At 63.3% G+C, this 20,060-nt stretch carries 24 protein-coding genes and 1 pseudogene; 13 read left to right on the top strand and 12 right to left on the bottom strand.

Annotated elements, in window-relative coordinates:
- Positions 1-145: 145 nt before the first annotated feature.
- A complete protein-coding gene (locus tag QJT82_RS35355) occupies positions 146-457 on the top strand; it encodes a hypothetical protein (RefSeq protein ID WP_245288752.1) in 312 nt (103 codons plus the stop codon).
- A gap of 324 nt (positions 458-781) precedes the next feature.
- Positions 782-1,000, top strand: a pseudogene (locus QJT82_RS35350) (IS1 family transposase); the annotation flags it as partial.
- A gap of 490 nt (positions 1,001-1,490) precedes the next feature.
- On the opposite strand, the gene QJT82_RS35345 reads toward QJT82_RS35350, so the two are convergent.
- On the bottom strand, positions 1,491-1,733 hold the full coding sequence (locus tag QJT82_RS35345; RefSeq protein ID WP_028341532.1) for a hypothetical protein: 243 nt from the start codon (positions 1,731-1,733) through the stop codon (positions 1,491-1,493).
- A gap of 320 nt (positions 1,734-2,053) precedes the next feature.
- Entirely contained in the window at positions 2,054-3,067 is a 1,014-nt protein-coding gene (locus QJT82_RS35340; RefSeq protein WP_028341533.1) for a 1-aminocyclopropane-1-carboxylate deaminase, read from the bottom strand.
- Positions 3,068-3,228: 161 nt separating this feature from the next.
- Between QJT82_RS35340 and QJT82_RS35335 the strand changes: the two genes are divergently transcribed.
- On the top strand, positions 3,229-3,693 hold the full coding sequence (locus tag QJT82_RS35335) for an Lrp/AsnC family transcriptional regulator (RefSeq protein WP_028335254.1): 465 nt from the start codon (positions 3,229-3,231) through the stop codon (positions 3,691-3,693).
- 186 nt (positions 3,694-3,879) lie between these two features.
- Complete coding sequence (locus QJT82_RS35330) at positions 3,880-5,052, top strand: Ig-like domain-containing protein (protein ID WP_245288753.1); 1,173 nt, start codon at positions 3,880-3,882, stop codon at positions 5,050-5,052.
- Between the two features lie 33 nt (positions 5,053-5,085).
- On the opposite strand, the gene QJT82_RS35325 is transcribed toward QJT82_RS35330, so the two are convergent.
- The gene (locus tag QJT82_RS35325; protein WP_063607089.1) at positions 5,086-5,466 is read right to left on the bottom strand and encodes a c-type cytochrome; all 381 of its coding nucleotides are present in this window, start codon (positions 5,464-5,466) and stop codon (positions 5,086-5,088) included.
- On the opposite strand from QJT82_RS35325, the gene QJT82_RS35320 reads away from it, so the two are divergent.
- Positions 5,404-6,423, top strand: coding sequence for an NAD-dependent protein deacetylase (locus QJT82_RS35320; protein WP_338139888.1), 1,020 nt, complete (start codon positions 5,404-5,406; stop codon positions 6,421-6,423). The two genes, QJT82_RS35325 and QJT82_RS35320, sit on opposite strands and share 63 nt — an antisense overlap.
- Before the next feature lie 150 nt (positions 6,424-6,573).
- Here the strand turns inward: QJT82_RS35320 and QJT82_RS35315 are convergent, their stop codons facing one another.
- The 7 genes from QJT82_RS35315 to dctA all read right to left on the bottom strand — a co-directional run bounded on the left by QJT82_RS35315 (position 6,574) and on the right by dctA (position 12,462).
- The gene (locus QJT82_RS35315) at positions 6,574-6,870 is read right to left on the bottom strand and encodes a hypothetical protein (protein WP_028341537.1); all 297 of its coding nucleotides are present in this window, start codon (positions 6,868-6,870) and stop codon (positions 6,574-6,576) included.
- Positions 6,867-7,145 carry a cell division topological specificity factor MinE gene (gene minE / locus QJT82_RS35310; protein ID WP_026192121.1) on the bottom strand — a complete coding sequence of 93 codons (279 nt, stop codon included), beginning with the start codon at positions 7,143-7,145 and terminating at the stop codon, positions 6,867-6,869. The genes QJT82_RS35315 and minE overlap by 4 nt, the downstream gene beginning before the upstream one ends.
- Positions 7,145-7,960 carry a septum site-determining protein MinD gene (gene minD, locus QJT82_RS35305; RefSeq protein WP_016842305.1) on the bottom strand — a complete coding sequence of 272 codons (816 nt, stop codon included), beginning with the start codon at positions 7,958-7,960 and terminating at the stop codon, positions 7,145-7,147. The genes minE and minD overlap by 1 nt, the downstream gene beginning before the upstream one ends.
- Positions 7,961-7,981: 21 nt before the next feature.
- Complete coding sequence (gene minC, locus QJT82_RS35300; RefSeq protein WP_028341538.1) at positions 7,982-8,698, bottom strand: septum site-determining protein MinC; 717 nt, start codon at positions 8,696-8,698, stop codon at positions 7,982-7,984.
- A 488-nt stretch (positions 8,699-9,186) separates the two neighbouring features.
- Positions 9,187-10,119: a tripartite tricarboxylate transporter substrate-binding protein gene (locus QJT82_RS35295; RefSeq protein ID WP_028341540.1), complete on the bottom strand. Its 933-nt coding sequence runs from the start codon at positions 10,117-10,119 to the stop codon at positions 9,187-9,189.
- Positions 10,120-10,191: 72 nt separating this feature from the next.
- Complete coding sequence (locus QJT82_RS35290; protein WP_051447924.1) at positions 10,192-11,121, bottom strand: LysR substrate-binding domain-containing protein; 930 nt, start codon at positions 11,119-11,121, stop codon at positions 10,192-10,194.
- Positions 11,122-11,145: 24 nt separating this feature from the next.
- A complete protein-coding gene (gene dctA, locus QJT82_RS35285; protein ID WP_080686783.1) occupies positions 11,146-12,462 on the bottom strand; it encodes a C4-dicarboxylate transporter DctA in 1,317 nt (438 codons plus the stop codon).
- Between the two features lie 312 nt (positions 12,463-12,774).
- On the opposite strand from dctA, the gene QJT82_RS35280 reads away from it, so the two are divergent.
- The 4 genes from QJT82_RS35280 (at position 12,775) to QJT82_RS35265 (ending at position 15,711) form a co-directional block, all read left to right on the top strand.
- On the top strand, positions 12,775-13,917 hold the full coding sequence (locus QJT82_RS35280) for an FAD-dependent monooxygenase (protein WP_028341541.1): 1,143 nt from the start codon (positions 12,775-12,777) through the stop codon (positions 13,915-13,917).
- 23 nt (positions 13,918-13,940) lie between these two features.
- Complete coding sequence (locus tag QJT82_RS35275; protein ID WP_028341542.1) at positions 13,941-14,339, top strand: carboxymuconolactone decarboxylase family protein; 399 nt, start codon at positions 13,941-13,943, stop codon at positions 14,337-14,339.
- On the top strand, positions 14,329-15,180 hold the full coding sequence (locus QJT82_RS35270; protein WP_051447925.1) for an alpha/beta hydrolase: 852 nt from the start codon (positions 14,329-14,331) through the stop codon (positions 15,178-15,180). The genes QJT82_RS35275 and QJT82_RS35270 overlap by 11 nt, the downstream gene beginning before the upstream one ends.
- Positions 15,181-15,300: 120 nt before the next feature.
- Positions 15,301-15,711, top strand: a complete 411-nt coding sequence (locus QJT82_RS35265; RefSeq protein ID WP_155258557.1) for a hypothetical protein — start codon at positions 15,301-15,303, stop codon at positions 15,709-15,711.
- A 224-nt stretch (positions 15,712-15,935) separates the two neighbouring features.
- On the opposite strand, the gene QJT82_RS35260 is transcribed toward QJT82_RS35265, so the two are convergent.
- A complete protein-coding gene (locus QJT82_RS35260; protein ID WP_028341544.1) occupies positions 15,936-16,202 on the bottom strand; it encodes a hypothetical protein in 267 nt (88 codons plus the stop codon).
- 427 nt (positions 16,203-16,629) lie between these two features.
- Between QJT82_RS35260 and QJT82_RS35255 the strand changes: the two genes are divergently transcribed.
- The 3 genes from QJT82_RS35255 (at position 16,630) to QJT82_RS35245 (ending at position 17,905) form a co-directional block, all read left to right on the top strand.
- Complete coding sequence (locus tag QJT82_RS35255) at positions 16,630-16,866, top strand: hypothetical protein (RefSeq protein WP_028341545.1); 237 nt, start codon at positions 16,630-16,632, stop codon at positions 16,864-16,866.
- Between the two features lie 299 nt (positions 16,867-17,165).
- Positions 17,166-17,399 (top strand): hypothetical protein, encoded by a 234-nt coding sequence (locus QJT82_RS35250; protein WP_028341546.1) that lies wholly within the window; start codon positions 17,166-17,168, stop codon positions 17,397-17,399.
- Between the two features lie 95 nt (positions 17,400-17,494).
- The gene (locus QJT82_RS35245) at positions 17,495-17,905 is read left to right on the top strand and encodes a VanZ family protein (RefSeq protein ID WP_245288754.1); all 411 of its coding nucleotides are present in this window, start codon (positions 17,495-17,497) and stop codon (positions 17,903-17,905) included.
- A gap of 48 nt (positions 17,906-17,953) precedes the next feature.
- Here QJT82_RS35245 and QJT82_RS35240 read toward each other — a convergent pair whose 3' ends face one another.
- The gene (locus QJT82_RS35240) at positions 17,954-18,610 is read right to left on the bottom strand and encodes a response regulator transcription factor (RefSeq protein WP_244435843.1); all 657 of its coding nucleotides are present in this window, start codon (positions 18,608-18,610) and stop codon (positions 17,954-17,956) included.
- 463 nt (positions 18,611-19,073) lie between these two features.
- On the opposite strand from QJT82_RS35240, the gene QJT82_RS35235 reads away from it, so the two are divergent.
- Positions 19,074-19,994 (top strand): response regulator transcription factor, encoded by a 921-nt coding sequence (locus QJT82_RS35235; protein WP_028341548.1) that lies wholly within the window; start codon positions 19,074-19,076, stop codon positions 19,992-19,994.
- Positions 19,995-20,060 lie beyond the last annotated feature (66 nt).

The raw sequence follows: 20,060 nt of genomic DNA, 5'->3' as shown, positions 1-20,060 counted from the left end.
GGCGATCATCATCGCGCCGCGACACTGACTCGCCATCCTGATCGCCGCGCTCTTCCGACCCAGATCGTCGCGCTATACCCTTAGCATTCCACACGGAATACCCCGCCATCGCAGGGGTTGGAAGCTGAGGGAGGTCGAGCAAGCCATGGAAAGCGAAAGCACGCCTTCAAGGCCGGGTGAAGCCGCATGGGAAGCGTTGACATTCGATGAGCCGGTCAACGTCGCGCTAGCCATCTGGGCGGCGCTATTGGTGGCCCACGTCATCGCGGCGTCGGTGTATTATTGGCGGGAGCAGCGCAGCCCGGAATGGTTGGCCGCTCTTGCGGTTTTGGCATACTTGCCGATCTTGGTGCCGATCGTCTGTCTTGGCCTTGTCTTTAAATATCTGATCCGGCCGCTGATCGGAAAAATAAGACTGTTTCGGCGAAGGTCCGATATCAAAGGCGTCGTTGAGTAAGGCCGCCTCAGTCATGGCGCCCTATCTCCAGACAAATCGCTACAAAGGCGCTCGGGATCGCCACTTCCGCAGAAACACGGCCCCAGTGCCGGGGGACACTGAGGCTATGGCAAGGTCCCGCGTTTACGCGAACAGAAGCCACGCTATGCTGGCAAGAAGCCCGATGAACGACATTGCCAAAACGCTGGCGAAGGCAATCTCCACACCGTCTATCCGCTCAGAATGCAATCGCATCAAACCGCCCTCCGGCGAAAAGGGATCGAAATTCTTTAACCGATTGCAGGTGTCCTGGTTCCTTGCAGCGAGTGTCCTAGCCAGGACAGCATCTCAACCCGGACACTTCCCGTTCGCCGCGAAGGCGGGGGCTACTGCAGCTCCTCAACCGAGGAGCGCGCCGTGCCAGGAGCCATCTCGACCAGCCATGTCGAACGTCAGAACCTCACGCTGCGGACGACGCAGAAGCGCTTTGCTCGCCTCACCAATGGCTTCTCAAAGAAGCTAGATCACCACGCCGCAGCCGTGAGCCCGAACGTGGCTCACTACGCGCCGCCCCTCTCCTCCAGGTCGGCGGCCTAAAGAAACGGCCAAGCGAGGGAATGCCTACGGCGTCAGGCCGCGCTGAGCGCCCTCAGCCCATTTGGCCCTGTTGGCGATCACTGCGAGCCGCCTATTAATTCCGGCTTCGGTCCGGCGCATATGATCCGCTATCAGCCCATGATCCAGCCCAGCCTCATGCAACGCGACCAACAAGCGCTCCTCGATCTCAGTCCAACTCTTGAATCTGTTCGCACGCATTCGACAAGGCCCGCCTTGGAGCTCAAACAAACGGCCCCAGCACTCGGGCAAGGAGGCTGAGGCCGAGGAGCGCCCGTGGGGTAGGGAAAGATTCTGGACACCCCCGCGTGAGCTAGAACCTCGATGGCACGGAAGGGCATTTGCATATGTGAATGAGTGTCCTGATTTCCCCAGGCAAGTGTCCTAACTAGAACAGCACCTCCAACCCGGACATTTCCCCTTCGCCGCGAAGGCGGGGCTACTGCGGCTCCCCAACCGAGGAGCGCGCCGGCGGATTTGGTTCGCTGAACCAGTACCAGGATGCGAGGGCATGGACGCCGACGCCGATCAGGAAGATGCCGGCGTAGAGTTCGACCGCATGATTCACCGCCAGCAGGCGGGCATGCGGCGCGGCACCCTGGCCCTGGTAGACCCAGAACCAGTGCCCCACGGCGACGATGCCAACGCCGAGCGCGGCGGCGGCTCGGCCGAATGCATTCATCCTCACGCGATGGTCTCCCAACTCGCCCGGCCCAGCAAAAATACCGGGCGAAGCTGACGCGGACCTGACATGGGACATTGAACGTAGCCCGCATGCAGCGCAGCGAAATCCGGGATAGTCCCCGAACGGCACGGGCCCCGGATTGCGCTTCGCTGCATCCGGGCTACGGCTCTTCTCCTTCCCCCTGAAAGGGGGAAAGGTCGGGATGGGGGGCAGCCACAGGCGACGCTGCAAGCGGAGAAAGCAGATCCCCACCCGCTTTGCTCTGCGCGCAAAGCGACCTCCCCTTTTCAAGGGGAGGTGAGAATGCGTGGCCCGGCTCAGCCGTTCCTGAACGCGTAGGCATAGCCGTTGAGCGCCGGCGCGCCGCCGAGATGGGCGTAGAGCACCTTCGATCCGGCCGGGAAATAGCCCTTCTGCACCAGGTCGATCATGCCCTGCATCGACTTCCCCTCATAGACGGGGTCGGTGATCATGCCTTCGAGCCGCGCGCTGAGGCGGATCGCCTCCTTGGTCTCCTCCGACGGCACGCCATAGGCGGGATAGGCATAGTCCTCGATCAGCACGACATCATCCTCGACGATGTCGCGGCCGAGCTCGACCAGCTTTGCGGTGTTCTGCGCGATCGACAGCACCTGCGCCTTGGTCTGCGCGGGCGTGAACGAGCCGTCGATGCCGATCACGTTGCGCGCGCGCCCGTCGGCGGCGAAGCCGACCAGCATGCCGGCATGGGTCGAGCCGGTCACCGTGCAGACGACGATGTAGTCGAACTTGACGCCGAGCTGGCGCTCCTGCGCGCGCACCTCTTCGGCGAAGCCGACATAGCCGAGCCCGCCATATTTGTGCACGGAAGCGCCGGCCGGAATCGCGTAGGGCTTGCCGCCCGCCGCCTTCACTTCCTCGATCGCCTGTTCCCAGCTCTTGCGGATGCCGATGTCGAAGCCTTCGTCGACCAGCCGCACATCGGCGCCCATGACGCGTGAGAGCAGGATGTTGCCGACGCGATCATAGACCGCGTCCTCATGCGGCACCCAGCTTTCCTGCACCAGCCGGCACTTCATGCCGATCTTGGCCGCGACGGCCGCGACCATGCGGGTGTGGTTCGACTGCACGCCGCCGATCGAGACCAGCGTGTCGGCGTTGGAGGCGATCGCGTCGGGGATGATGTATTCGAGCTTGCGCAGCTTGTTGCCGCCGAAGGCCAGCCCGGAATTACAATCCTCGCGCTTGGCATAGAGCTCGACCTTGCCGCCGAGATGCTTTGACAGCCGATCGAGCTTCTCAATGGCGGTCGGCCCGAATGTGAGCGGATAGCGCGCGAACTTCTCCAGCATGCTGGCATCCTCTTTAGTGGTCTGGAACGGCGGCCACAGCTATCATCCCCGGTGCGAAAGGTGCTCTCTAACTCGGCTTGAGGATTGACCTGAAATTGCTGGATTTACCTCAGATGATATGTTTTCTCTCACAAAACTGCTCAACCGCGAGAGATTCTTCCATGCCCGCGCGACTCGACCGCATCGACCTCAAGATGTTGAGATTGCTGCAGAAGAACGGCCGGCTCAGCAATGCCGAGCTGGCCGATCAGGTCGGCGTCAGCCCCGCCACCTGCCATCGCCGGACGCAGGCGCTGTTCGACGAGGGGTATCTCAGCGGCGTCCGCGCCATGGTGGCGCCGCGCAAGCTCGGCAAGGGCACGCTGGTCATGGTTGGCGTCGTGCTCGACCGCTCGACGCCGGAAAGCTTTGCGAGCTTCGAGCAGGCGGTGGCGAAGCTCAAATGCGTGCTCGACTGCCACCTCGTCGCCGGCGATTTCGACTACTTCCTCAAGATCCGCGCCGGCGACGTCGACGACTTCAAGCGTATCCATGGCGATCAGCTGATCGCGCTGCCCGGCGTGCGGCAGACCCGCACCTTCTTCGTCATGAAGGAGGTGGTGGACAATGCGGCGCTGGAGTTTTGAACCTGACGTGATCCCGGCACGGGCCGGGCGCCGTGAGCCGCCAGGTCGGTCGGCCTGCCCGAGAGAAGTAATCCCTTCATCCGACTTGATGGCCGGCGCAAACCGGCGCAGTCTGTTCCGGAATCCCCGCGGGGTGCGGGATCGCGCGCGCGGACGCGCGGGGGCATTGATCCGCGGATGACAATCATGAGCGCCACGGCGATCCGACTGGTCATACCGTTGCTGGCACTTGCCGCCGGCGGCACGGCGGCGCTTGTCTTCGGCATCCGCCAGACCCAGCAAATCCTGGGCGGGAACACGCCTTTGACGGCGACGGCACCATCCGCGCCAGCGGCTCCGGCGCGAGGCCAAGACGCGCGAAACCAGGACAAGACTGCGCTGGCAAAGACGCAAAGCGAGACCGCTGCCTTGGCCGAGGCGCTGGCAGGGCCGCCGCCGGCACCAGGCGGCGACGCGGTGCCGGAGTTCGACGTCGTCAACATCGAACCGACCGGCGAGACCGTTGTCGCCGGCCGGGCGCTCCCGGGCACGACGGTGGAACTGCTGCGCAATGGCGAGGTGCATGATCGCGTCGTGGCGGACAAGTCCGGCCAGTTCGTCATGGTCCCGCCTCCGCTTCCGCCGGGAAACTATGACCTGACCCTGCGCATGACGCGTGACGGCAAGCAGGTGACCTCCACGCAGAGCGTGGCAGTGGCGCTCGAGGCTGCGACAAGGGAGCGGCCGATGGTGGCGCTGATGGCACCGGACAAACCGGTCCGCGTGCTGTCGCAACCTGCGGCCACGGCGCCGGCGGCCGGGAAAGTGGCCATCGAGGCCGTCGAGACCGAACCGGACGGCAAGCTCCATGTGAGCGGTCAGGCAGCTCCCGGCGCGACCGTCAGACTCTATCTCAACGGCAGTTTGATCACGTCCGCGACAGCCGACGAGAAGGGGCACCTCTCGGTCACGATCAACAAGGGCGTGACCGCCGGCAACTATCAGGTGCGGCTTGACGACGTCGACCCCACCTCCGGCAAGGTCCGCGCGCGTGCCGAGGTGCCGTTCAACGTTCCGGACGCGATGACGACCGCATCGATCCCGGCATCGCCAACCTCGTCCGCCCGTGCGGATATGGCCAAACCGCAGCTCGCCGCAGCGGCAACCGCCACCACATCTGATGTGAAGTCCCCCTCCGCCGTGATCGTGCCGAAGATCACGACGACCACCGTCGCCCGCGGCGACAGCCTGTGGCGGATCAGCCAGCGCGCATTCGGCGCCGGACAGCGCTACGCCGTGATCTATCGGGCCAACTCGCAGCAGATCCGCAATCCCAATTTGATCTATCCCGGCCAGGTCTTCGTCGTGCCGGCAAGGTGAGACCGGCCTTCCGTCAACGGTCACTTGCAACGGTCACTTGCCGGGGGATTTCAGGAACGCCACGATCCTGGCGCGATCCTCCGCCGAGCGCACGCCGGTATACGGCTTCATGCCGTTACCCGACACCACGGCCTCAGGATCCTCGATGAAGCGCAGCAGCGTGCTCTCATCCCAGACGATGTCGGATGATTTCATCGCCTCCGAATAAGGAAAGCTCGCAACCGATCCGGCCTTGCGGCCGACGACATTGTGCAGGTTCGGGCCGGCGCGGTTGTCGCGGTCCTTGACCGTGTGGCAGGTGCGGCAGGAATTGTTGAACGCCTGCTCGCCGGACACGCCGGCATCCTGACCATGGGACGGCGACAGCGCCAGCGACATCAACCCGCAAACGACCACGATGAATCCCGGCCGCATCGATCACTCCGTCGGCAATTGCGCCAGGCAAACAGGCGCGCGCAGCACCACGTCTCGGGTGCCATGCGGTCAACGCAGAGGCCGCGTGAAAGGTCCGCTCGCGGCAGGCCCCACATCTGGCGCAGGCGCGCGCACCGCACTAGATGTGCTGCCATGCAACACCCCGCCCTGCAGGATTTCGTCGCCGGCCACCAGCGCTTGTTTGTCCTGACCGGGGCCGGCTGCAGCACCAATTCCGGCATTCCCGATTACCGCGACAGTGACGGCAACTGGAAACGGACGCGGCCGGTTACCATCCAGGCGTTCTTGGGCGAGGCGGCGACGCGGCAGCGCTATTGGGCGCGCAGTATGGTGGGCTGGCGGCGGTTCGGCCGCGCGGCGCCGAATGGCGCGCATCGCGCACTGGCCAAGCTCGAACAGCAGGGACGCTGCGAGCTGCTGCTGACCCAGAATGTCGACCGCCTGCACCAGGCCGCCGGCAGCCGGCGCGTGATCGACCTGCACGGCCGATTGGACGTGGTGCGCTGCCTCGGCTGCGGCGCGACGATGCCGCGCGAACAATTCCAGGACGAGCTGGCGCGACGAAACCCCGCCTGGCTCACACTCGATGCCGCCGACGCACCGGACGGCGACGCCGATCTCGAGCAGGATTTTTCGTCGTTCGTGGTGCCGGCCTGCGAGGCCTGCGGCGGCGTGCTGAAACCCGATGTGGTGTTCTTCGGCGAGAACGTACCGCGCGATACGGTCGCGTCGGCGCAGGCGCATCTCGAGCAGGCCGACGCCGTGCTGGTGGTCGGCTCCTCGCTGATGGTCTATTCCGGCTTTCGCTTCGTCCGGATGGCAGAGCAGCGCGGCCTGCCGATTGCCGCCGTCAATCTCGGCCGCACCCGCGCCGACGAGCTACTCACCCTCAAGATCGAGGATAGTTGCGAGACGGCGCTGGCGTTTTTGTTGTAAGCCGCTGCTCTCTCCACGTCATTGCGAGGAGCGATAGCGACGAAGCAATCCATCGTTCCGCGGAGGGATGGATTGCTTCGCGGAGCCTGTCATCCGGCGGCGCTTCGCGCCGACCGGGTGGCTCGCAATGACGACGGGAGAATTATCGCACTACGCGCGGTGGCGCGGCGCCTTGGCCATCGGCATGTTGGCGTTCCAGTGCGTCCAGCTGACGCTGGCGAGGCTGCCGAGGTCCGTCGCCAGCGGACGACGGGTGCGGCGCTCGTACTCGGCGATGCAGCGGCCCGACTCGCCGATCTTGCGCTGCAACTCGTCGATCGTCATCTGCGTCGCGCGGCCGCAATTGGCCTTGCCGAGCTGATCGACCTCAATCGCCTTCAACGCCGCGCGCAGCTTCTTGAGCTGCGCGCGCTGCCAGGCAATGTGACTATCGCTGTCTGCCGTCATGTGGCCGCCACCATCTTTGATCGTTGCACGCCATTGGGAACCTCGATGTCGACCTCGAGCATCGAGACGAACTTGCCACGGTCCATCCGAACCACGACCTTGTCGGGGTCGACGTCGATATGCTTGGAAACCACGCTCAGGATTTCCGAACGGAGTGTCTCCAGGAGATCCGGCGCGCCGGTCCGGCCACGCTCATGCGAAAGCAGGATCTGCAACCGCTCCCGCGCGACGGGCGCCGATGCGGCGCGGCCGCCGAACAGCCGCATTACGTTCATCATGCCGCCCTCCGTCGCAGTAGCCGATCCATCAGCCCCTTGCGTTGAACCGGCACGGTCATCTCCACCGCCTCGCCCATCAGGCGGCGTACCGCGTCGGTATAGGCCCGCGCCGGCGCGCTGCTTGCTGCGTTCAGCGTGACCGGGCAACCGACATTGGAGGCGCGCAGCACGTCCTGGCTTTCCGGGACGATGCCGAGCAAGGGGGTCGCAAGGATTTCCAGGATATCGTCGATCGAGAGCATCTCGCCGCGCGCGGCGCGGCCTGCGTCATACCGGGTGACCAGAAGATGCTTCTCGACGCGCTCGCCGCGCTCGGCCCGGACCGTCTTGGAATCGAGCATGCCGATGATGCGGTCGGAGTCGCGAACCGACGACACTTCCGGATTGGTGACGATGACGGCTTCGTCGGCGTAGCGCATCGCGAGCGTCGCGCCGCGCTCGATGCCGGCCGGGCTGTCGCACAGGATCCAGTCGAACTTGGTCTTGAGGTCGGCGATCACGCGCTTGACGCCCTCTTCGCTCAGCGCGTCCTTGTCGCGGGTCTGCGACGCCGGCAGCAGCCAGAGATTCTCCAGCCGCTTGTCGCGGATCAGCGCCTGCGGCAGCTTGGCGACGCCCTGCACCACGTTGATGAGGTCGAACACCACCCGCCGCTCCGCGCCCATCACCAGATCGAGGTTGCGCAGGCCGACGTCGAAATCGATGACGACGACGTTCTGACCCATTTGCGCGAGCGCCGCGCCGAGCGCGGCGGTTGAGGTCGTTTTGCCGACCCCGCCCTTCCCAGACGTCACGACCAATACCTTGGCCATTCTCTCTCTCCTTGTGGTCGGTCAGTTCAAAGGTGTGATGCGCAGCATTTCGCCCTCGAGCCACGCCTGGGCGGGCCGGTTGCGCAAACTGTCGGCGATTTCGTCCGCGGTCTGGTAGTAGCCGTCGATCGCGAGCAACTCGGCCTCGATCCTCTGGCAGAAGATGCGGGCCGCCGAATTGCCGTTGATGCCGGCCATCGCGCGGCCGCGCAGCGTGCCGTAGACGTGGATCGAGCCGCCGGCGACGATCTCGGCGCCGGAGCCGACCGAGCCGAGCACGGTGACGTCGCCCTCGGCAAACACGATCGACTGGCCGGAACGGACCGGGCTCTCCAGCAGCAGCGACGGCAACTTGGTCTTGTCCTTGTCCTTGTTTTTTTCCTGCACCTGCGGCTTCTGCGGCTCGACATGGGTGATCGCGCAGGCCCGGCCGCCGGTCAGAAGCGGCGGCATGTTGGCGCCGAGCTTCGATTCGTCGACGCCCTCGATCCCGAGGATGCGGATGTTGCGCTCACCGAGGCTGCCGATCAGATGCGCGATCGCGGTCTGGCTGAGATCGACCGCCGAGAGGTCGAGCACGATGGGCTTTCCGGTGAAGAAACCCGGCGACTTCGCCAGCGTCGCGTCGATCTCGGCCAGCCAGGACACCACAGGCACGACCGGCGAGAAAACGAACGCAACGTAGGAACGGCCGCGCATGCGGACCTGCTGACGTGCGACCTGTTGAGTTGCGTCCATCGCCCCTGACTCGGTTGTCTTGTCGAATGGTTAACAATCGGACCGCATGGTTAATCAAAGGTTAACGCGGTCAGGGTTTTCACCGATTTGGACAGCACTCGCCCCGGGACCTCGAAACGCGCTTCGGCGTTTGAACAGGTGGAATTGGGGGAGATACGGCCGCGTTTTTTGAGCTGGATCAATTTTCTTCGCGCCAGACGGGGCTATCATTCCGGCAAGCCTTTACAGACGACGTCATGACCCACTCCAGCTGGATTGAGATCCTGCGGTGCCCGAAATGCCGACGCACGGGCCACGCTGAGCTGTCCGAGGTCGCCCCGCTTCGCAACCGAATTGTCCGGGTCTCGGAGGAATTCGAAGTTCGTACTGACGAGCGCGGCGACGATTTCCAGTGCCGAGCTTGCAAGCTGCCGGCCCTGCCATGACAGATGCCTTGGCTCGCAGCTGCCCGTCACGTCGGAAAACGTCATCGAATCAAATAATTGCAGCTATTCCGCCTTGATATTCGCCGATTTGACGATCGGCCACCACTTCTCGACCTCGGCAGCCTGATGGCTGCGCAGCGCGTCGGGGCCCTGTCGGTCGGGCGGCGGGATTTCCTGGCCGAGCTCGGCGAAGCGTTGCCGGACGGCAGGATCGGCAAGCGCCGATATCACCGCATTCGACAGGATCGACACGACGTCAGCGGGTGTGCCTTTCGGCGCCCAGATGCCGTGCCAATAGGCGATATAGAGACCCGGCAATCCGGCTTCATCGACCGTCGGAATCTCCGGCGCCGATGCAAGCCGCGACGACTGGGTCACCGCAAAAGCCTTCACGGTCCCGCTCTTCACCTGCGGCAGCGAGTTCGAGGCCTGATCGAACATGATGTCGATATGCCCGGCCATCAGATCGTTCAGCGCCGGACCGGCGCCGCGATACGGCACGAAGGAGAAGTTCGCGCCGGTCAACTGCTGGAAGAACACGCCGGCGACATGCGCGCCGGATCCCGGGCCCGCGGTGCCCGCCGTCGCCTTGCCGCCATCGGCCTTGAGCCAGCCGATCAGCTCCTTCAGGTCCTGCGCCGGCAGATCGGGCCGGCCGATGATGAGCTGCGGCCCGCTGGCGATCAGCGCGATCGGCGCGAATTCGCGCACGTCATATTGCAGCTGGTAGATCGCGCCGTTCAGGCAATGCGTGCCCCAATGCCCGATCGTGATCGTGGTGCCGTCCGGTGTCGCACGCGACGCGCGCAGGCCGGCGACCGTGCCGGAGGCGCCGGTGACATTCTCGATGATGACGGGATGGCCGAGCGTGCTGCGCATATATTCGGCGAGGATCCGCGCCAGCACATCGGTCGGCCCGCCGGCGGCGAACGGCACGATCATGGTGACCGGGCGCGCGATGGTCTCCGCGGCGACACCGATCGATGCCAGCGGCAGCGTCGCCGCGCCGAGCGCGAGCTGAAGGAATGGCCGGCGAGACAAACTTGCCAATTTGCGTTCCCCCATGCGCTAGAAGCTCCAGCCCTTTGACGTGCCCCAGTCCATCATGAATTGCTCGGTCTCGCGCCCGGCATCGGCGAGCCATGCGGTGAAGTCGGCGATGGCCCCGGCGCTTTCATTGTCGGCGAGATAGAACGAGCGGTATTCGCGCTTGCGCAGGCCGAGGTCGCCGAACGGCAGGCAGAGCTGGCCGGCCATCAGCTCGTCGATCACGAGAAACAGCGGAAACAGCCCGATGCCGATGCGCTCGATTGTCGCCTGCAGTGCGAAGAACATCTGCTCGAACCGCAGCGTCTCCTGATCCGCGCTCATCTCGCCGCCGGCCTGGGCGAGCCAGCGCGGCCAGTCATAAGGCTCGGTCAGATAGGTGATGAGGGTATGATGCCGCAGATCATCGGGGGTGGCGAGCCGCCCGCGGCTCAAGAGATCGACATGGCAGACCGGCGCGATCAGCTCGGTCATGAAGTGCTGCGACATCCAGCCGACCGGCTCGCCGACATTGCCGCGGATCGCGACGTCGAATGAACGGTCGTTGACGTTGAGCGGTCCGATCGAGGTCAATAGCCGCAATTCGACATCGGCGCGCATCCGCTGGAACGAGGCGATGCGGCGGATCAGCCAGCGCATCGCGAATGTCGGCGGCGCGCTGACGCGCAGCACCGACGGCGAGCCGTATGCCTTCATGTCCATCGAGGCGAGCGCCAGCCGATCGAGGATGGCCGTGACCTCGCGATAGTAGATCTGCCCGGCTGCGGTCAGCGTCAGTTGCGAGGGGGCACGGCGAAACAGCTTGACGCCGAACCAGTCCTCGAGGAGCGCGACCTGGCGGCTGACGGCACCGTGGGTGACGAGCAGCTCTTCGGCGGCCTTGGTGAAGCTGACGTGCCGCGCGGCCGCCTCGAATGTTCGCACCGCGTTGAGCGGTGGCAACTTTCTCATGGTCGTGTCGCGTCTCCGGATGCATCAGGAAGATAGCGTGGCGGCGTCCGGATTGTCGAGGGCGCGGACGAATTGGGCGCGGTCGAGGTCGCCTTCCCAACGCGCCACCACCACGGTCGCCACCGCGGTGCCGATGAAGTTGGTCAGCGCACGCGCTTCCGACATGAAGCGGTCGATGCCGAGCAAGAGTGCGATGCTTGCCACGGGCACATGGCCGATCGAGCCCAGCGTCGCGGCGAGCACGATGAAGCCGCTGCCCGGCACGGCAGCCGCGCCCTTCGACGTCAAGAGGCAGACCACCACGAGGCCGATCTGCTGGACCAGCGACATCGGCGTGTCGGTGGCCTGGGCGAGGAACACGGCGGCCATGGTCAAATAGATGCAGGTGCCGTCGAGATTGAAGGTGTAGCCGGTCGGGATCACGAGGCCGACGGTCGATTCCGCGCAGCCCGCGGCCTTCATCTTGTCGATGAAGCGCGGCATCACCGATTCCGAGCCTGAAAGCCCGAGCACCAGCAGCAGCTCCTCGCGGAGATAGCGGATCAGCTTGAAGATGCTGAAGCCGGCAAGGCGCGACACGACGCCGAGCCCGACGATCACGAACAGCACGCAGGTGAGATAGAACACCAGCATGAAGTGCGACAGCGCGACGATCGAGCCGACGCCGTATTTGCCGATGGTGAAGGCCATGGCGCCGAATGCGCCGATCGGCGCGATCCGCATGATCATGCCGATCAGGATGAAGAGGATCTTCGACAGCCTCTCGATCGCCACCAGCACCGGCTTGCCGCCCTCGCCATAGCGTTGCAGGGCGATGCCGAACAGCACGGCGAAGAACAGGACCTGCAGCGTGTCGCCGCTGGTGAATGCACCGCCCACGGTCGACGGGATCACGTTCATCAGGAAGCCGACGACGGACTGGTCGTGCGACTGCGTCACGTAGGAGGCGACCAGGCGGGAATCCAGCGTATCAGGCGAGACATGCATGCCGACGCCGGGGCGCGCCAGGTTGATGACAACAAGGCCGAGGATCAGCGCCGCGGTCGTGGCGATCTCGAAATAGACGAGGGTTTTGACACCGATCCGTCCGGCCTTGCGCATGTCGCCGAGGCTCGCAATGCCGTGCACCACGGTGAGGAAGACGATCGGCGCGATCGCCATCTTGATCATCTTGATCAAGGCGTCGCCGAGCGGCTTCAGCGCCGCGCCGATATCGGGCCAGAGATAACCGACGAGCACGCCGAGCGCGATGCCGATCAGCACCTGGACATAAAGACGCGCTTGCCAGGGCGCAGCGACAGCGTCGAGACGGGCGGCGCCGTCATTGGTGATCGTGGACATGGGCGTCGATCCTCTGATGTCTTTGATGTTGGCCGCGCGGGAGAGATCATCGGCAGACGCCGATGCGGCAGCGCTGGAACGTTGGCGGGCGATTGGCCGAAGCGCAAACGAGTTAAGCTCAGGCAGCGTGACCTCAGCTCACAGGCCGACCGCCGTCTCGATCGGCGATGGCGGCACGAGGCGCGAATGAGGCCATCCCGCGTGAGCCCACCTCACGCTCCGTCAGCATTACTCGTTTGCGGGCGCCGCCGGCTTCGGCCGACAAAAGCGGAGAGGCCGGTCGTCAACCGGCGCAAGCTGTGAGGAACGACAATGAGCAGACTTTCGGTGGCGGTGATCGGCGCCGGCATGGGCGGGCTTGCCTCCGCCGCGGCGCTGACCCGCGCAGGGATTGACGTGACGGTGTACGAGCAAGCCCAGCGCTTCACCCGGCTCGGCGCCGGCATCCAGATCGGCTGCAACGCCATGAAGGTGATGCGGGCGTGGGACCTCGAGCCACTGCTGCGCCGCGAGGCGTTCTATCCGCGGTCCTGGAACAACAAGGAGCACGACACCGGCGAGGTGCGCTTCGACATGGTGTTTGGTCCGGCCGCCGAGGAGCGCTATGGCGCGCCTTATCTGCTCGGGCATCGCGGCGATCTGCATGCGGCGCTCGCCAGCGCCGTGCCAGAGAAGCTGGTTCGTCTCGACCACAAGCTGACCGCGATCGAACAGCGCGCGGACCGCGCGGTGGCGCTGACCTTCGCCAACGGTCACAGCACGACGGTCGATGCCGTGGTGGCGGCGGATGGCGTGCATTCCCTGGTCAAGGAACGGCTGTTCGGCCGTGATGAACCGAACTTCACCGGCCGCATCGCCTATCGCACGGTGTTCCCGGCATCGCTGCTCAACGGTTATCCGATCGACGACTGCACCAAATGGTGGGGACCCGATCGTCACATCGTCATCTACTACGTCAAGCCGGACCGTAGCGAAGTCTACTTCGTGACCAGCCAGCCGGAGCCCGGATTCACCGTGGAATCCTGGTCGGCCACCGGCGACGTTAACGAATTGCGCAAGGCGTTCGAGGGCTTCCATCCTCAGGTCCGCAAGGTGCTGGAGGCCTGCCCGTCGGTGCACAAATGGGCGCTGGTCGACCGCGATCCGCTGCCGCGCTGGAGCGAGGGCAGCATCACGCTGCTCGGCGACGCCTGCCATCCGATGACGCCGTACATGGCGCAGGGTGCGGCGATGGCGATCGAGGACGCCGCGGTGCTGTCGCGCTGCCTCAAGGGCGTGGATCGCGACGGCGTTTCCGACGCCTTCCGCCGCTTCGAGGCGACGCGCAAGCCGAGAACCTCGCGCGTGCAGGCGAGCTCGCGCACCAACACCTGGCTCAAGAACCCGACCGATCCGGACTGGGTCTACGGCTACGACGCCTGGACCGCGCCGCTCGCCGAGCCGGCGCTGGCGTGACCACACTTCAAGAGGAGAATACGATGACCGACGCAAATCCCCGCGGCGAGAAGTTCGAGCGCGGGCTGCAAACCCGCCGCACCGTGCTCGGCGACGCCTATGTCGAGCGATCGCTGAAGGCGGCCGACGATTTCAACTGGCCGATCCAGAAGCTCGCGACCGAATATTGCTGGGACGAGATCTGGAATCGCCCCGACCTCGACAAGCGCAGCCGCAGCCTGCTCAACCTCGGCATGATCGCGGCGCTCAACCGGCCGCATGAGCTCAAGGTGCATATCCGCGGCGCGCTCAACAACGGACTGAGCAAGGCCGAGTTGCGCGAGGTGTTCCTGCAGATCGCGGTCTATTGCGGCATGCCCGCCGGGCTCGACAGCTTCCGCATCGCCAAGGACGTGTTCGCGGAGATGGGCCTTGTCGACTGAACCGGCCCCGATCGAGATTGCCGCATGGCAGGGCTTTGTCCGGCACGAGGTGCAGGGCAAGGCCGGGCGACTCAGCGTCCGCAGCGGCGGCCCCGAGCGCGGGACGCCGGTACTGCTCTGCCATTCGATCCTGACCAGCAGCGCGATCTGGCATCGGCAGGCACTCGCGCTCGCCGCCCGCGGCCATCGCGTGCTCGCACCTGACAGCAGGGGTCACGGACAATCGGAGGCGCCGCGCGGTCCCTACGCCATGGATGATCTGGTGGCGGATGCGGTCGCGGCGCTCGATCACTTCGACATCGCGCGGGCGCACGTGATCGGCGTCTCCCAGGGCGGCATGACGGCGTTCGGTCTCGGCGTGCGCCATCCCGACCGCCTCCTCAGCCTCTGTGCGATCGCCGCACGGGCCGATGCACCGCCACCATTCGCCGCTGCTTGGGACGACCGCATCGCGCTGGTGCGCGAACAAGGCATCGCGGCGCTGGCGGCGCCGACCGCCGAGCGCTGGTTCGGACCCGCCTTTCTCGCGGCACATCCGGCCATCGCCGCGACGCTGCTCGACTGCATCAACCAGACCGATCCCGAAGGCTTCATCGGCTGCGCGGGGGCAATCCAGTCCCTCGCCTATCTCGACGGCGTCAAGCAGCTGCAAGTGCCGCTGACGATGATCGTGGGCGCAAACGACCAGCTGCTGGTGCAGCCGATGACGGAGCTTGCGACGCTGCTGGGTTGCCGGCTGGCGATCATTCCCGGCGCCGGGCATCTGCCTCAGGTCGATCACCCGGACGAGGTCGACGCCGCAATCAAACTGCATCTGTGCGAGTTTGGGCCAGTGGCGTGAGGCGTGTCATCCGACCGCGAACGCCGCTCCAATAATTATTGGCGGTGTAAGGTGCTTCACATGCAACTCACAAGCGATGAGGTTGAATCGCGCGGACTACTTGTGCAGGAGGAGAACTCTATGTCCACGTATGTGACAGGCTTCACAAGAGACGCCAAATCCCAGAACGTCGTCGAGTTCGCGTCCGACCTGGCCCCGGACACCTGGATATCGATACCACGGGGCCTGATCGAGAATATCAAGGAATTGCCCGGCAAGGCGGCACAAGGCGCTTACGTCAGGGTGGGCATCAAGCTCGCGGAGCCGGCCTCGCCTGAGGGAAAAGTCTTTGCAGCACTGACCGACGGGCTCAACACCGCAATTGTCTCGCTTTCGCGGAAGGTCGCCCCCGCCCTGGACAGCACCGGCAAGGCAACGCACGCGAGCGACTCATGCATCCGTTGTCTCGAGGCCTGCAAGCTGATCGTCCTTCCTCCGGACGACCCATTTGCTCAGATTACTTGCATGTTGGGGTGTGCGGCTTGCCCATGAGCCACTGAAAGGCTGGCCGTCCGATCGGCATCTACTCGATCGGCATCTACGCAGGTTCAACCAATCGACATGACGCTTGCTCGCCGCCGCCAGGCACCACCTCGCGGCGGCGAGCCGAACGAGCCTGCGTCGAACCTGCTGAGCGCGATCTATTTTGATCTGCGGGATTCGCCCGAGGAAGACCCGCGACTTCGTCGCGGGCCTTCAGGAATTGGCTATGCCAATCAGTGGACCGAACGGTCGGTGCGGGCAGCGGCCCGCGCGGTCGTCATCTTGTTGCGGGGCGTCAGAACGCTGAGTTGATGCGGCGTCGCCGACGTCGTCGCCACGGGCGCCTGCTCGCGGGCGTTGGCGGCGCCAATGACGCCGGCCTGCACCGCCGAGATCGGCAGGCCCGCGGCCTCGTAGGTCGGAAGCTCCGCGGCGGACACGGCGGTTGCGCTCGCGATCGCGAGAGCGGCGGCAATGGTGGAGAGGGAAATCTTGATCACGGGAGGCTCCTCAATGGCACGTGAGAAGCAGAGTTAGTCAGCTATTATTGCATTGCAATATCATTATTGCCGCAGCGCACAAATAATTGATCGCCGGCGCGCCAGGCGGGCACCAGCGGCCGTCGTGAACCTCTGCTCGTTAGCTTCGGGTGTCAGGGATTGCCGCAGGCTTCCTTGACCGTCCAAGAGATATCTCGGCGCGGAAGAATCGGTTCATTCCAAATGCGATTGCCCTGCTATCGACCCGATGCGTCGTTCGACCTTCCGAACCGATGATGATGCAGGTCCACGTCGGGGTACTCAACAATGATGATCCGCCCTCCTAGAATAGCGGCTTGCCGTCCGCCTCCCCATGGTGCGATGACACCATCCTGATGCGTAGAGCTCGGCGCAGTCGTCGGAATGTTCGCCTCATCCGGAGACACCAATGCCGCGGTATTTTTTTCATATCCACGGCGGCCATTCAGTGCTCGATGATGTCGGCTTGGATCTTCCCGACATTTTCGCCGCACGGACGACGGCGATTGAACTGAGCGGCGAGATACTCAAGCACGACGTGACGGAGCCATTCTTGCGTCATCTTCGCTGGCATGTCGAAATCAGCGACAGCCCCGAGCCGGGCGGCCAGTCACTGTTCGTCCTTCGGTTTTCCATTGCGGCATGAATAGCAGCGAACGCAGCGCTCGCCTGGGGCGCCTCGTGGCCATTTTAAAACTTCGCGATCGAGCGAAGCGTGCAAGCTTGATGTCCAGGAGGAGTACTCAGAACGCACCGGAGACACGCTGAGCGAAAGCTGCAATTCCAGTCCATTGTGGACGGACCAGCCGCCGGCTTGCTTTGGCTCGCAGAAACCAATCACCACTACATCATGGAGAAGAAGCTTTCTGCCGATCCGCTTTCAAACATCACCGCATGGTGTCTCGAATTTGTTTTCGCGCCTAGACCTGACCTCGGAGGTCCCGCATGACAGCAAGACACATCTGGTACGTCTCCTTCGTTGATCAACGCGATGCTCCGCCCGACAGGCACGCACGAAGGACTGCGACATTCGTATCCGAACAGGATGCGAAGCAGTTCACAATGAAACTGGCGGAGGACCAGCGCATCGAGAGACTTTCGGCCGGAACGATCAACCCGTACCGGCCAAAACAGGTCATCGGATCCAGGGAAATTGGCCAGTGGCTTGGCAAGACTTAGCCCACCATGGTGATCCGCAGTTAGGCTTGACCCCACCGTGGAACGACGATCCATCTTTTAGAACGGCCACGCCTGAAGAGTAATTGCGAATGCGAATGATGAAACCAAGCTACTCCGTTCTTGCTGACCCACAAGGGATGACGCAAACCGTATTCCGATGTTTGGCCTGGGGATTAATCCTGGGCCTCTTCATCGTCACCGATACACCGCTGGCATTCCGTCCGCACACATTGGTATCGGCGAACATTGATCGTTTTGCAGCTCTGTTCATTATCGGGGTCGCCTTTTCGCTCGCCTATCCGAAGCGCGTGCTGCCAATACTGCTCGTCCTGCTAGCTATAGTCGTCGGCTTCGAACTCATCCAAAGACTGCTCCCCGACAGACATGGATACGTGAGGGACATGCTCGTCAAAGGCGCCGGCTGCTGTGCAGGCGTTTTCATCGCAACTGCCTTGAGACGCTCGTTTTCTGTAATCTCCAAGCGTACAGGCAGCCCGTTGATCTAGCGGGAATGATCATCTCGCGCGAAGCTCGATGAAAAAATGCCGTCGCCGCTATTCGGCGGATGGAACGCCGGTCGGCCCGGAATATGAGACGGCCAGCGTAGCAAGGACGGTCCTGTTGCTGATCTCGAGCTTGCGGAAGATGTGGTGCAGATGGACCTTGATGGTACCGTCGGCCACCTTCAGACGGCGGCCAATCTCCTTGTTCGACAAGCCCTCCGACACCAAACGCATGATCTGACGCTCGCGGTCCGTCAGCACCGCAAGATATTTCTCCGGAATCGTCGTTTGCGCATAAGGGATGGCTTCTTCGTACGAGGGCGGAGGCAACGTCTTCTGGCCGTCGGCGACTTGCCGCAACGTCTGCAAGAGAGTTTCAGGCTCCTCCTCGCTCAGAAGAACGCCGCAAGCTCCCGCTGCTGCGAGCATGGCGAGATCGCGATCCTCAACCGAGGCGGCAAGAAACACGAGCCGCACACCGAGCGCCCCGGAATTTGCGACCTCGAGCATGGCCTGCCCAAAAATGTCGGGCATCGACATGTCCAGAATGGCGATGTCCGGCGCAAGGCTCTGCATTGCCTTGAAGCAGCTCGCAATGTCATTGCAGCGAGCAACAACTTTGAAATCGCGCTCTGCTTCGAGCAGGCAGTTCAGACCCAATAAAACGACTGGATATCTACTGGCAATTACAACACGACTGAAATGCATTTCCGATCAACCCTTAGTCCCCCTCCAGTTCAGATCGGCGCCCATGTCATTAATAAGTTACTCTAATATGAGACATGCTAGTAAGGTTTTGTTGTCGCTTGGTCCCGTGAATTTACTGCCTGGAGCGCGACAACCAACATGGTTTCACAACGTATAATCGCGGCGGCGACCTGACGCACCCCAGGCGAGCGTCCGTCGACCAGGACCGGGAGATCGCCCTCGTCAGGTTGGCGGCCCCAAATGCCCTATAACCAACGGTATATAGGGATATTGGGGATTAGCATCTAACATTCTTAAATATTTTGAGAGTGGGTTAAGCGCTTTTCGTCCCGGGTTTGTTCCATCGACCAAATCTGAGGAAGCTTGTTTTTACGTCGTTCTTTTTAGCTGGGCGGGCCACCGAAAGTGAACCGGATTCAACCGTTCAACCGCTTGTATCATTGTAGCGTCCGGGAGAGTTTCCATGAGACGGCGATATCCTTTTGCCATTGCGCTGGTTGGTGAAAATAGTCTTCGCAAAGAAGGCCTTGCAAGAATTCTAAATTCGGAGAATTTTGTCCTAGCCTCAATAGACGATGCCGATGATTGGCCGAGCGACGAGGCGCTTCAGAACGTCCCCGCCAGTCAGGCATTGTTCCTCATTGTTCATAGCGGCGATGATTTTCGATCGACAGTCGAGCAGATCGAATCGTTCAAGCACCGCTGCACGGATGCACGTGTGGCAGTTGTCGCGGATCACTTTCACCTGAGTGATCTGGTTGCCGCATTCCGGGCCGGCGCCACCGGATATTTCATCGACGTGATGAACTGCGACGCGTTCATCAAATCCATCGAACTCGTCATGATGGGTGGGACGGTATTCCCGCCGGCATTCTTGACGTCCGCCCTCGATACCGAGAAACGCGAGGTGGACGATGCTCCCGTAGCCAACGATGACGATCGCGCCGTCGCAACGGCAGATGACACGCTGGCTCAGCAACTTTCGCCGCGGGAAGTTTCAATTGTGCAGTGCCTGATTGAAGGCGATTCCAACAAGTGCATTGCGCGCAAGATCAAGATTGCCGAAGCCACGGTGAAGGTTCACATCAAGGCGATCCTTCGCAAGATCCGGGTTCAAAACAGAACGCAGGCAGCAATCTGGGGATTGAACCATCGATCTGCGGCTTGGTCGAGAAACAGCACTTCGGCACATCAGATCGTCGACGTAACCGAGCGGCTGCTCCCGCCTGGCCGAGAAATTTCCAAGATCGCGAGAGCGGGCCGGCCGGCGCCACTTGGCGCGATCGACCATGCGGAGAGCTACTTTGAAGCCTCCCTCGCCAACGGCCATACCCGCAAGGACATGAGCTCAAAAGCCGACGGGGCGATCCGACTGCGAAAATAGCCGAGACTCGTCCGGACTGGCGCATCGGCATCACCGCGCGGGATGATTTCCCGCGCGCGGCGAGCA

This window comes from Bradyrhizobium sp. Mp19, assembly GCF_029952935.1.
GTDB lineage: Bacteria > Pseudomonadota > Alphaproteobacteria > Rhizobiales > Xanthobacteraceae > Bradyrhizobium > Bradyrhizobium elkanii.
This window is presented reverse-complemented; position numbering and strand designations above follow the sequence as displayed.

What these genes read in the sequence shown, in the direction of transcription:
- QJT82_RS35355 (WP_245288752.1), top strand. Translation starts at nt 146, where the DNA reads ATGGAAAGCGAAAGCACGCCTTCAAGGCCGGGTGAAGCCGCATGGGAA.
- QJT82_RS35345 (WP_028341532.1), bottom strand. Translation starts at nt 1,733, where the DNA reads ATGAATGCATTCGGCCGAGCCGCCGCCGCGCTCGGCGTTGGCATCGTC.
- QJT82_RS35340 (WP_028341533.1), bottom strand. Translation starts at nt 3,067, where the DNA reads ATGCTGGAGAAGTTCGCGCGCTATCCGCTCACATTCGGGCCGACCGCC.
- QJT82_RS35335 (WP_028335254.1), top strand. Translation starts at nt 3,229, where the DNA reads ATGCCCGCGCGACTCGACCGCATCGACCTCAAGATGTTGAGATTGCTG.
- QJT82_RS35330 (WP_245288753.1), top strand. Translation starts at nt 3,880, where the DNA reads ATGAGCGCCACGGCGATCCGACTGGTCATACCGTTGCTGGCACTTGCC.
- QJT82_RS35320 (WP_338139888.1), top strand. Translation starts at nt 5,404, where the DNA reads ATGGGACGGCGACAGCGCCAGCGACATCAACCCGCAAACGACCACGAT.
- QJT82_RS35325 (WP_063607089.1), bottom strand. Translation starts at nt 5,466, where the DNA reads ATGCGGCCGGGATTCATCGTGGTCGTTTGCGGGTTGATGTCGCTGGCG.
- QJT82_RS35315 (WP_028341537.1), bottom strand. Translation starts at nt 6,870, where the DNA reads ATGACGGCAGACAGCGATAGTCACATTGCCTGGCAGCGCGCGCAGCTC.
- minE (WP_026192121.1), bottom strand. Translation starts at nt 7,145, where the DNA reads ATGAACGTAATGCGGCTGTTCGGCGGCCGCGCCGCATCGGCGCCCGTC.
- minD (WP_016842305.1), bottom strand. Translation starts at nt 7,960, where the DNA reads ATGGCCAAGGTATTGGTCGTGACGTCTGGGAAGGGCGGGGTCGGCAAA.
- minC (WP_028341538.1), bottom strand. Translation starts at nt 8,698, where the DNA reads ATGGACGCAACTCAACAGGTCGCACGTCAGCAGGTCCGCATGCGCGGC.
- QJT82_RS35290 (WP_051447924.1), bottom strand. Translation starts at nt 11,121, where the DNA reads ATGAGAAAGTTGCCACCGCTCAACGCGGTGCGAACATTCGAGGCGGCC.
- dctA (WP_080686783.1), bottom strand. Translation starts at nt 12,462, where the DNA reads ATGTCCACGATCACCAATGACGGCGCCGCCCGTCTCGACGCTGTCGCT.
- QJT82_RS35280 (WP_028341541.1), top strand. Translation starts at nt 12,775, where the DNA reads ATGAGCAGACTTTCGGTGGCGGTGATCGGCGCCGGCATGGGCGGGCTT.
- QJT82_RS35275 (WP_028341542.1), top strand. Translation starts at nt 13,941, where the DNA reads ATGACCGACGCAAATCCCCGCGGCGAGAAGTTCGAGCGCGGGCTGCAA.
- QJT82_RS35265 (WP_155258557.1), top strand. Translation starts at nt 15,301, where the DNA reads ATGTCCACGTATGTGACAGGCTTCACAAGAGACGCCAAATCCCAGAAC.
- QJT82_RS35255 (WP_028341545.1), top strand. Translation starts at nt 16,630, where the DNA reads ATGCCGCGGTATTTTTTTCATATCCACGGCGGCCATTCAGTGCTCGAT.
- QJT82_RS35250 (WP_028341546.1), top strand. Translation starts at nt 17,166, where the DNA reads ATGACAGCAAGACACATCTGGTACGTCTCCTTCGTTGATCAACGCGAT.
- QJT82_RS35245 (WP_245288754.1), top strand. Translation starts at nt 17,495, where the DNA reads ATGATGAAACCAAGCTACTCCGTTCTTGCTGACCCACAAGGGATGACG.
- QJT82_RS35240 (WP_244435843.1), bottom strand. Translation starts at nt 18,610, where the DNA reads ATGCATTTCAGTCGTGTTGTAATTGCCAGTAGATATCCAGTCGTTTTA.
- QJT82_RS35235 (WP_028341548.1), top strand. Translation starts at nt 19,074, where the DNA reads ATGAGACGGCGATATCCTTTTGCCATTGCGCTGGTTGGTGAAAATAGT.